This window comes from Shouchella shacheensis (genome assembly GCF_001484965.1).
Lineage (GTDB): Bacteria > Bacillota > Bacilli > Bacillales > Bacillaceae_D > Shouchella > Shouchella shacheensis.
Genome location: NZ_LLYY01000057.1, coordinates 1 through 10767, shown reverse-complemented (window position 1 = coordinate 10767; position 10767 = coordinate 1). Strand labels below are relative to the sequence as shown.

The 10767-nt window shown below is 44.8% G+C and carries 9 protein-coding genes; 7 read left to right on the top strand and 2 right to left on the bottom strand.

Annotated elements, in window-relative coordinates:
* The first annotated feature begins 235 nt into the window (after positions 1–235).
* From AVZ68_RS19040 to AVZ68_RS21185, 3 genes are all read left to right on the top strand, one after another.
* Positions 236–1855, top strand: coding sequence for a spore germination protein (locus tag AVZ68_RS19040; protein ID WP_059106159.1), 1620 nt, complete (start codon positions 236–238; stop codon positions 1853–1855).
* Positions 1852–3060: a Ger(x)C family spore germination protein gene (locus AVZ68_RS19035; protein WP_059106158.1), complete on the top strand. Its 1209-nt coding sequence runs from the start codon at positions 1852–1854 to the stop codon at positions 3058–3060. Before AVZ68_RS19040 ends, AVZ68_RS19035 begins: the two co-directional genes overlap by 4 nt.
* Positions 3061–3359: 299 nt before the next feature.
* The gene (locus AVZ68_RS21185; protein WP_082676797.1) at positions 3360–3596 is read left to right on the top strand and encodes a YczF family membrane protein; all 237 of its coding nucleotides are present in this window, start codon (positions 3360–3362) and stop codon (positions 3594–3596) included.
* A 48-nt stretch (positions 3597–3644) separates the two neighbouring features.
* Here AVZ68_RS21185 and AVZ68_RS19030 read toward each other — a convergent pair whose 3' ends face one another.
* Complete coding sequence (locus tag AVZ68_RS19030) at positions 3645–4748, bottom strand: GerAB/ArcD/ProY family transporter (RefSeq protein ID WP_059106157.1); 1104 nt, start codon at positions 4746–4748, stop codon at positions 3645–3647.
* A 686-nt stretch (positions 4749–5434) separates the two neighbouring features.
* Positions 5435–6658 carry a dicarboxylate/amino acid:cation symporter gene (locus AVZ68_RS19025; RefSeq protein ID WP_059106156.1) on the bottom strand — a complete coding sequence of 408 codons (1224 nt, stop codon included), beginning with the start codon at positions 6656–6658 and terminating at the stop codon, positions 5435–5437.
* A 382-nt stretch (positions 6659–7040) separates the two neighbouring features.
* Between AVZ68_RS19025 and AVZ68_RS19020 the strand changes: the two genes are divergently transcribed.
* From AVZ68_RS19020 to AVZ68_RS19005, 4 genes are all read left to right on the top strand, one after another.
* Positions 7041–7379, top strand: coding sequence for a nucleotidyltransferase domain-containing protein (locus AVZ68_RS19020; protein ID WP_059106155.1), 339 nt, complete (start codon positions 7041–7043; stop codon positions 7377–7379).
* 19 nt (positions 7380–7398) lie between these two features.
* The gene (locus AVZ68_RS19015; RefSeq protein WP_059106160.1) at positions 7399–7764 is read left to right on the top strand and encodes a nucleotidyltransferase substrate binding protein; all 366 of its coding nucleotides are present in this window, start codon (positions 7399–7401) and stop codon (positions 7762–7764) included.
* 225 nt (positions 7765–7989) lie between these two features.
* Complete coding sequence (locus AVZ68_RS19010; RefSeq protein ID WP_059106154.1) at positions 7990–9174, top strand: iron-containing alcohol dehydrogenase; 1185 nt, start codon at positions 7990–7992, stop codon at positions 9172–9174.
* 111 nt (positions 9175–9285) lie between these two features.
* Positions 9286–10620, top strand: a complete 1335-nt coding sequence (locus tag AVZ68_RS19005) for an acyl-CoA thioesterase/bile acid-CoA:amino acid N-acyltransferase family protein (RefSeq protein WP_059106153.1) — start codon at positions 9286–9288, stop codon at positions 10618–10620.
* Positions 10621–10767 lie beyond the last annotated feature (147 nt).

Below are 10767 nucleotides of genomic sequence, written 5' to 3'. Positions count from 1 at the left end.
GGTTCCATTCTGAAAGGTCTTATCCTTAAGTTATTCAATACGCGTTCGTAAGGTAGGTATTTAAATAGCTCCTTTTTCATTTCTCCTCATCAGGATTAGAATTTGCTCAGCGCCTTCGCTCATTCCTTTCTCCCTCGCTAATCGCTTAATCAAGGTGCGTATCCGCTTCGTTTGAATAAATCCTCCACATCTTGGGGCAACATAGGGTAAAAAGAAAAGAAAGGTCTCCCTAGCTATGTTCAACCGTAAAACGCCCGAGAAAAATAGCAAAAAGGAAAACAAACGAAGCCAACCCCCTTCTAATGAGTCACAAAAATTTATTAACAACTCTCTCTCAAAAAATCTAAACATGATAAAACAAAGAACAGGAAACAGTCCGGACATCATTAGCCGTACATTTGAGTTTGGGCATAACCCTGAAGTGATCACAACCATCGTTTATGTAGAAGGGCTTGCAGACAATCCCACCATTAACGATTTTTTAGTTGAATCGGTTGTAAAGAACAATGATTTTCAAGAAAAGCTCCATAAAAAAGATGCATTAGGGACGATGGCTGAAGAAATCATTTCTGTCGGTAGTGTTAAAACCGTCAAAGACTGGGATGGATTATTCGAATCCTTGTTGTCAGGTGAAACGGTTATATTTGTCGATGGAAAAAGCGAGGCGCTCATTGCCAGCACGAAAGGCGGCGAAAGACGCTCTGTTGAGACGCCGACAACGGAAGTATCGGTTCGCGGTTCCAAAGAGGGGTTTACAGAATCGATCGGGACAAATATTGCGCTCCTACGTCGTATCATAAGTAATCCAAATTTATGGGTGGAACCAATGAAACTAGGCACACAAACGAAAACGGACGTTTACCTTGCGTATATGAACGGCATCGCCAATACAGATATTATTGAGGAAGTTCGTAAACGCCTAAAACGGATCAATCTCGATAGCATTCTTGAATCGGGCTATATTGAGCATGTAATTGAAGATGAGTCCATGACCGTATTTCCGACCATTTATCATACTGAAAGGCCGGATTCGGTCGCGAGCAATCTACTTGAAGGCCGAGTTGCGATTTTTGTCAATGGTACGCCGTTTGTACTAATCGTTCCTGCGTTATTTGTTCAGTTTTTTCAAACGCCTGAAGATTATTATGAGCGCTTTCCGATCGCTGTGTCAATACGGGCCTTGCGGGTATTTATGTTTTTCATATCGCTCATCGCTCCGTCTGTTTATGTGGCGATTACGACTTTCCATCAGGAAATGATTCCTACAGGCTTGCTTATCATTATCGCAGCACAGAGGGAGTCTGTGCCTTTCCCAGCGATTGTCGAAGCTCTTATTATGGAAACAACATTTGAAATTCTACGAGAAGCAGGGCTTAGAATGCCGGAAAAGATCAGTTCGACGATATCAATTGTCGGAGCTCTTGTGATTGGACAGGCATCGATACAGGCTGGAATTGTTTCCCCGGCGATGGTGATCATTGTTGCGATCACGGCGGTCGCTAGTTTAGCAACACCTGCCTTTAACATGGCGATCTCTGTGCGTATGCTTCGGTTCGCTCTGATGCTAAGTGCTGCCTTCATGGGAATTTACGGTCTCATCCTTGGGCTCATTATGCTAATTGTACATCTCGTCAGCCTGCGATCCTTTGGTGTTCCTTATATGACGCCGCTTGCTCCATTTATATCGGCAAACGTTGGCGATACGATTGTCCGGGCACAATGGGGAAGACTCAAAGAAAGACCAAAATTCATCAGCCAAGAAAATACCGTTCGTCAAGGCAAAAACCAGCGGCCACAACCTCCTAAGGCTCGTGGAATGGTAAGGGCTGAGACGAAAGAAGGAGAGAAGCAATGAGCCATAAATGGAGTTTTCTTTTCATCCTGCTCGCATGCCTCGCCTGGCTTTCTGGATGCTGGAGCAGTGAAGAGTTAACGGACTTGGCCATCGTCTCTGCGCTTGCGCTTGATAAAAATGAAGACGGCCAATACGTGGGTACGTATCAAGTGATCAATGCGGCGAACATCCCCGGTGCACTTCAGGGGGGCGCAGGCGGGCAAAGTCCGAGCGTTACCGTCTATACCGCGACTGGAGACAATCAGATTGAAATGCTAAGTCGTCTTACAGCCAGGATATCGCGAAAACCTTATTTTGCTCATACCAATCTGTTGATCATCAGTGAGAAGCTTGCCGAAGAAGAAGATATTTCCATTACTTTGGATGCGATGGAACGTGGCCTTGAATTCCGGGCAGCATCGACAGCCGTAATCGCTCGCGATATAAAAGCGGAGGACCTTGCCAAAGTATTGACGTGGGTCGATCAAATCCCGGCTGAAAAGATAGCGAAAGCGTTGGAGTTTATAGAACAAACGAATGGGTCAAACATAAAGACCAATATTCAAGAAGTCATTAAGTCCGATACGTCTACAGGGAAAGAACCACTGATCGGTGGATTTTCGATGATAGGAGATGCAGAAAAAGGAATAGAAATGGGCAATTTGCAGTCAACGGATCTTGATGCAAACCCTGAAGCTTCTGGCATTGCTGTTTTTAAAGAAGGGAAGCTCGTTAACTGGCTTGACTCGGAAAAGGCAAGAGGATCCATGTGGGTATTGAATCGGATTCAATCCACACCCGTGAATATTGAATGGGAGAATGAAGAAGAAGCCGTCGCCTATCAAGTGATACGGGAAAAGACGAATGTTTCCGCGCAAATAAAAGCAGGCAAGCCAACGATTTTGGTCGAAGTCCGAGCAGAAGGCGATGTGCGCTCCCTAAAGGTTCCTGTTGAGGTGACCAACCCCCATGTGCTGCTAGACATGGAGAAGGTGGTGGAAGCAGAAATTAAAGAAGAGATCGAAGCTGCGGTCCAAGAGGCACAGGAGAACAAAGCGGATGTGTTCGGCTTTGGGGATAAGATGCACCAATCTTATCCAAAAGTATGGAAAACGCTGGAGTCAGACTGGCACGATGTTTCGTTTCCTGAATTAGACGTAGAGGTGAAAGTCGAGGCGTTTATACGGCGTACGGGGATGAGGAACAATCCATCCTTTAACGATTAACGATCTCCAAACGACGAGGAATGGAATGGAAGGGCACGTTCATGGGAAGGTAGAAATCAGCGCCAGTTAGCTGTTCATAATTGTTGATTGTTACTGGTACGTGTACAGCATAGTTGATTTGCCTATTTTAAATGTAAATCGACGGTCATAAACTAGCCAATCCAATTTACTTGTACCGAGGTCTTGTTTGCAAGTCTTCCTTCCTGTTTGCTTCTTATCAATTTACCCAGAATAGCAGGATGGGGCTTTTACATTTGGGTCGGTTAAAGGGGCCATTATCTAGTGGAGAGTGATGAAAAGTGAAAATCCTTGGTATTTTTCTGTTAATGTTGAGTCTAATAACGGGCATTTCCATAGGGATTGACCTTCTGTTAGGGTTTGATTTATCTACCTCTTTACGGGTATCTTTCAACCCCCTCTATGTGATGGAAGTGCCAGAATTAGTGGTACTCTGTCTGTTCATTTTATTCTTATTTGGCCCTGGAGGATATTCCTTATTGCAAAAATGGATGGGGGAAAGAAATAGGGGAAGGTGAACTAGGTATGGGTTGTGGCCATAAATTCATGGATGGAGCAACCTATACCTAGCGCCCCTTTGTTTTGTTTTTGTTTTTAATCATAGCAATGATAAGTAGCAAGACGGGGATAATCACTTGCAAAGGCAATAAAATGTAGAGAGGGGCCATCACGACTCCTTCATGGATATGTTCTGAGTAACTGCTGGCAATGGTTATAGATACAAGCAAAACAACAATGCCCAGCGGATAGGCAAGATTCGAAATTTCTTTCACGTTAAACAAGTCAGCTATTCCGGTGACGGCCGCGTATAAATAAACAGCTACCTTAAAAAAACCACCGATAATCAAAGCAATCATAAAAAAAACGTCCAGCCGTTCCAGAAATCCAGCTACCTGGATCGATTGTATGGTAGAAAGGAGAGGGAACTGGGAGCGAGATGTAATGTCAACCCCAAGAACGGAAATATTGGACGCCATCGCAATCGCAAGATTAATACCGCTTAAAGCGAGAGCAGACAGTCCGGTGATTTTTATTTTTTTCGGTCTGTTTACATAGGGCAAAATCATCGTAAAGACAATTACTTCTCCAAAAGGTACATACCATGTTTCTGTCAAGACAGTGTTTAACACCGGGCTAATGCCCTCTTCTAAAACTGGTTTCAAATGACTTAGATCGATTAAATCGGAGATCACTACCAATGTAAATCCAACAACCGCTAATACATACAGCAACACAAAAAGGAGCTGCCCTGTTCTCGCTAGTACTTCGATTCCTTTATAGACGGTATAGACAATGACAAGAAGTAACAGCGCACTGACAATGAACAAAGGTGTCTCCGCATACGCAAATGTAACAAGCATTTCGCCAAAGTCCCGCAGCACTCTTGCCGCAAGATACAAAAAATAAATCACATAAATGGTAGCAAGTATTTTGCCGAGAAACCTTCCAAGTAACTTTTGCATATATGTGGTTGGCAGGATGTCAGGGTAATAGTTATAAAGCTTGTGATAGACGAAGAACAAGAAAAAACCGCCAATCATCCCTAGCAGAATGGCAATCCAGGCATCCTGCTTTGCGTCGATTCCAAAAGGAATTAAAATAGCACTGCCGTGTACAAAAAGGAAGACCAGGATAAACAGCTGACCTGCGCTAATTTTCGCCTTTTCCACTCTTCGTCACATCCTTTCAGTCAGTGTTCACATCCCATAATAGAACGAAGTCGCTTAACACTGGTTACTACAAAGGGATCAAAGAAACACTCCATTAAAATTGTGTTTTTCTATTCGTACTTCGGTCTAGTCGATCACTTCTTTATCTTATTTTTTATCGTGTCCAAATTGACCGTAATTATTATAGAGGTTATACGTATCTTGGAGCCCGTTTTTTAGTGCGAGAGTGGGGAGAGCGGTTTCACCAAGTCAGTATAACTGTTCATGATTTCTCGAAGAAGGAAATTCAGTGGCGTTGGCGAGGCAAACGATTGGGGAGGTGAGGAAAGTGGGGAGTGAGGGCGGAAAATATTCTTCAAAAAGAACATCACGAAAATTATGCAAACTTCTCTCTAAAGGTTTTTCTCTATATACAAAACTCTTTATTTAGAGCAAAGTTTGCACAGTTTTTTAATCCGCAGAAGAGAGGTAAAAGGAGTTAGAAAAAGAAAACTTGTCAAATTCTTTCACGGCCAATTTCTCCGCTTCTTAGACGTGAGACCTTGATGAACCTTTTCTTCTTTCAACGACGTAAAATGATCCAGCATTTTCTCATACAAATCGTCCTGTTCGGCTTTTGCACAATTGGGTTTGCTGGACGAACAGAAAAAAGCTGCAAACCCTTTCAGGGCGAGCAGCTTTCTCCTTCATGATTTCACCGTATCCTTTTCCGTTTTGTTAATGGCGGTGGTACCTACCAAATCGCCAGTAACATTCAGTGCAGTGGCACCCATGCCGATCAAGACGTCGACGGCGGCGAGTAGCGCAACAGCTTCCATCGGGAGGCCAAGCTGTGCGAAGACGGTGGCGATCATAATGATGCCAGCCCCCGGGACGCCAGCGGTTCCAATGGAGACCAAGGTTCCGATTAAGACGACTTGCAGGATGCTAACGAACGAAAGCGGCTCACCGATGACATTAGCGGCAAACACGGTAGAAACGGCAATTCGAATGGCAGCACCGTCCATATTCATCGTTGCCCCAAGTGGCAAGCTGAAGCCGTATAAACTCTTCTTTAGACCAAGGTTTTTCGCCGCGTTCAAGGTGAGTGGCAGCACGCCTGTACTACTTTGTGTAACGAATGCTGTAATGATCGGTGTGCGAGCTTCCTTGAAGAAGCTAGACGGCTTAATTTTTAGAAGCATCAGTAACAGCACGTAGAGTACAAGATGTACAATAATCGCCACATACAGGACAAGAACGAAATTCCCTAAGGATAGAAGGGTGTCGGTGCCCTGATTGCCGACAATGTCGGCGAGAATGGCAAAGACACCAATCGGCACATACTGCAAAATCGCCTTCATGACAATAAGCGTCAGTTCGTTCAATGCATCAAAAACACGATAGAGATGGTTGCCCATTTCTTTAAACTGATCGGACGCTCTCATAGCTGACAAGGCGATACCAAACGCAAGTGCAGTAAAAATGATTCCGAGTAGATTCATCTCGGCAAATCCAGCGATGATGTTATCCGGAACAATACTGAGCACTACTTCTACGAGACCTGGATTCTCTGGCACCTCAATGTCTTCAGTGCCTGAAAGTGTCGTTCCTTCACCTGGGTTAAAAAGACTAGCGATAGCGAGTCCGACAACGATGGCGAAAGCGGAAGTGATTACATAATAAGCAAATACTTTGCCACCCATACGCCCTAAGTTACCGGCGCTCGTCTGATTAACGCCGACGATCAGCGTGAACAAGATAAGCGGTACGATGATAAATTGAAGCAAGCGCATCAATAAATCGCCAAAGGGGGCGAGAACCGATGCATTTTCTCCAAAGATCAGTCCAACCGCAACTCCGAGAATCAGTGCAATGCTGACCTTTTTAATGAGCGACGCATCTATATACGCCCTCCAAATCCTCCTCATGATTGATCTCTCCTTTAGAATAAAAGCTAAAAAATATAATTCCGATGTAAATACTGAGTGTAATGGTTACAAAAAGAATAGCGGAAACCACCCCGTCTGTCAAAGCTTGGGTTTTAGTGAACCGGGGTGATTATTGTCGTTATGGCAAAGTAATAGATGAGTGGTGAAAATGTGCACGGCTCATAGAATCATAGTAGCCCTGAGGTGAAAGGGGCGGGGTTACACTGGCCCAGCTTTCGTGGTTCGCTCTGAATGGACGGTTTCTGCTACTTCAAAACGCTCAGCTTTCCGTAGATTCTATTTTTAACGTCAAGCCGGTGGTTGATGAAGAGTATTATGCTAAAATGAAGAGATAGCAACTTAGGAAAGGTGATCAAACACAATGGGAACCGAATGGAATTCAACGGGAATCTCCAAGCGTTTTATGAAAGAGCTCCAAGATCTTTGCGCCGCTAATGAACAAATTGAAAAAGTTCTCTTGTTTGGCTCAAGAGCGCGGGGGGATTACACAAGGACGTCAGACATTGATTTAGCCGTGTTTACAAGCGTGCTATCGCACAGTCAGCAAAACTTGATTGAAGCGCAAATAGATGAGATGTCTACGCCCCTTAAGGTCGACGTTTTGTTCGTGGATCGTGTAACCAAAGAAAAATTGATCTCAAACATTGAGAAAGAAGGTGCGGTTATTTTTGAACAAAGAGAGGCTCTTAGAAAAACTTGAGGATTACAGGCAGGCAAGTATGAGGTTAGAAGAAGGGACAAAAAAACAGATAGACGATGACATTATTTACGACGGCGTGATTCAGAGGTTTGAGTTCACCTTTGAGTTGAGTTCGAAGTTAATGAAGGTGTTTCTGCAATACACGGGGATCAATGAACTAAAAAGTCCTAGGTCAACAATTAAAGAAGCCTACACCTACGGCTTAATCGAAAATGGAGACCAATGGATTGATATGATGATCGATCGCAACAAAACCTCACATCTTTACGATGAGGAAGAAGCGAAGTTGATTTATCAAAAAGTTAAGCACACATACACCCCCCTTTTCACTCACTTTCTAAAGACGCTAGAAACCGAAATAAAGCAGGTTGAAGGGGAGTTATAGGAAAAAGATACGTTGCTGTAGCATGAAGAGCCCTATTATTATCCATATCTTACTAGTGGATTTTAACGGGCGAACCTTCCGTTCGTCTAGTCGTCTGTATCAAAACTTCACGCATTTCACTTGGTCTTTCTGTTTATGGAGGCATTATATTGTAAGTGCTTTTCTGTTGCGGTACAATAATAGCAATTCAAAAGATTGGTGAAGAAAAGAAGAGGAGGCCAAACCATGACACCCTCAAAACATGTGTTTACCCCATTATCCTACACAGGATGGGGTTCCCTTCAGTACCTCTTGTCCGAAGTGAAAAAGCATGGTGCAAGAAACATACTTGTTATTACGGACCCGGTGCTCGTTGATATCGGGGTTGTAAAAAAAGTCGTTTCTCCTCTTGAGGATGCTGGGTACCACGTTTCGATTTATAGCGAGGTGGTTCCGGAACCGCCTTTAGCTGTCGGCGAAACGCTTGTCGCGTATACAAAAAGGGAAGCGTTTGACCTGGTGATCGGACTGGGAGGAGGCAGTGCCCTTGACTTAGCCAAACTAGCCGCCGTCTTGTCTGCTCACGAAGGAACCATTGAACGTTATTTAAACTTATCGGGCACCCATCAGCTTACGGAAAAAGGCTTGCCGAAGCTGTTAATTCCGACGACATCGGGAACGGGCTCAGAGGTCACCAATATTTCTGTCCTTTCCCTTGAACACACGAAAGATGTGGTCACTCACGATTATTTGATCGCTGATGCAGCGATTGTCGATCCTGAACTGACGTTGACGCTCCCGAAAAAAGTCACGGCTGCTACAGGCGTTGACGCCCTTACCCATGCTGTTGAAGCCTATGTTTCCGTTTATGCCAACCCAGTAACGAACGGATTAGCTCTACAAGCCATTCGTCTTATTAGCCGTTCGATTAGGCAAGCGGTTGCAGATGGGGGCGACAAACAGGCGCGGATGGATATGAGTTATGGGAGCTACATTGCAGGCTTAGCGTTTTTTAATGCTGGAGTTGCAGGTGTTCACGCGTTAGCGTATCCCCTCGGCGGGCAGTTCCACATTTCTCATGGCGAATCCAATGCGGTGCTTCTGCCGTACGTAATGGGGTATATTCGAAACAGCTGCCAACAGCAAATGGCCGATATCTTGAGCGCATTAGGCATTGAGGCCCACCATTTATCCGTAGAGGAAGCATCGAAGGAATGTGTAAACGAGCTTCATCGGCTCGTAAAGGACGTAGGAATTCCGAGCACGCTCGAAGAGTTCGGAATTTCAGAAAACGCCCTTGAGTCCTTAACAGCAGACGGAGTTAAACAAAAACGCCTATTAGACCGAAGTCCACTCCCGCTATTGGAGGAAGACATTCGTCAAATCTACACCGCCGCTTTCAAAGGGGTCGTAGCAGCACCTAAACCCTAATTTTGTGAGGCTTTCTCCGGTGAGGGAGGAAGCTTTTTGTATCAGGCCATGGGTGGTGCGCTTAGCCATCAGTCTCAAAATCTTTGAGTAAAGAGAAGGAGGGTGGAAGTCATGTCAGTACCATTGTTAAGTAAACCCTTACTTACGATCTCACCTGAAATGGCTCTCGTCGATGAAACGCTTTGTATTCAAGTAACCGGATGTTCTCCGTACCAATCGATTCTCATTCGGGCGAGAGCAACGGATGAAGAAAATAAACCATTTGTATCACGTGCCTATTTCACTGCTAATGATCAAGGGAACGTGAATCTTAGCAAGCAGAAGCCTGACAGGGGCTCGTACGATGAAGTTGACCCGATGGGATTGTTTTGGTCGATGGAGTTGGATCATCCAACAAAAAAAGGGTATTTTGTAAAAACAACATCAGCGCCGCTAGACCTTTTCTTTTCGGTTGAAGTTGATCAAGAGGTCGTTGCAGAAACCAAAGTAAGCAGATCCTTTATGGATGCTGAAACGTCCAAAAAGACTGTACGTGAACATGGCCTTGTAGGTACACTCTATCACCCGAGTGCTTCGGGGCCTTACCCCGGAGTCTTGCTTTTGGGGGGATCGGATGGGGGCAATCAAGAACATGGGGCAGCGCTACTTGCAACCAAAGGGTACGCTGTGTTTGCTCTTTCTTATTTTGGGGAAGAAGGTGTTCCGAAAGACCTTGCCCATATTCCTCTCGAGTATTTCGGAACAGCAATTGAATGGTTGCAAACGCAACCCTTTGTTAGTGATGAGAAAATAGGAGCGATCGGCCTGTCCCGTGGAGGCGAATTAGCGCTCCTTTTAGGAACCGTATACCCTCAATTACGAGCGATCATCGCCGGATCGCCAAGTGCTGTGGTCACACCGGGCATGCGTAATCACATGTATGCACCCGTACAAGCTTGGATGTATCAAGATGCGCCCATCACCTACTTACCGTTTAAATACAGGCTCACCAACATGTTCACGATGATACGTCATTTATGGAAGCGAGAGCCTGTCAGTTTCCTGTCCTTGTGGCTCCATTCGCTTGGTCGCGCTGATAACGTTGAAGCGGCGAGGATCCCTGTAGAAAAAATCCAGGCCCCTGTAATGATTATAGCAGGCGAAGAAGACCAGATATGGACCTCAGCCCACTTTTCTCAAATGGTCAGAGAGCGTCTGAAACAAGAAAATCGTTCCTATAACGATGTATATTTAACATATAAAGATGCTGGGCATTTCTTATGTTTTCCTTATAGCTTGCCAAACATGCCGGCAAACATAACAGAGTCCGTAGGAAAACGAATGGTTCTCGACTATGGCGGCGATGCGAAAAGCAATACACACGCAGCCCTAGACAGCTGGCCGCAAATCCTTGCTTTCTTTCAATCAACGTTTGAAGATCAATCCCAAGCGGCGAAATCCAGTTGATCAAGAAGGGAGACGTCTAGTATTTTTAATTTCACGTACTGTAATATCAACCCGATAACCTCCATCATAAAGGGGCTATCGGGTTGGGTGCTTTAAATCCTGGATTCCCGCCATTACATAACGATGAATCAAGTAAAAATATGAAAA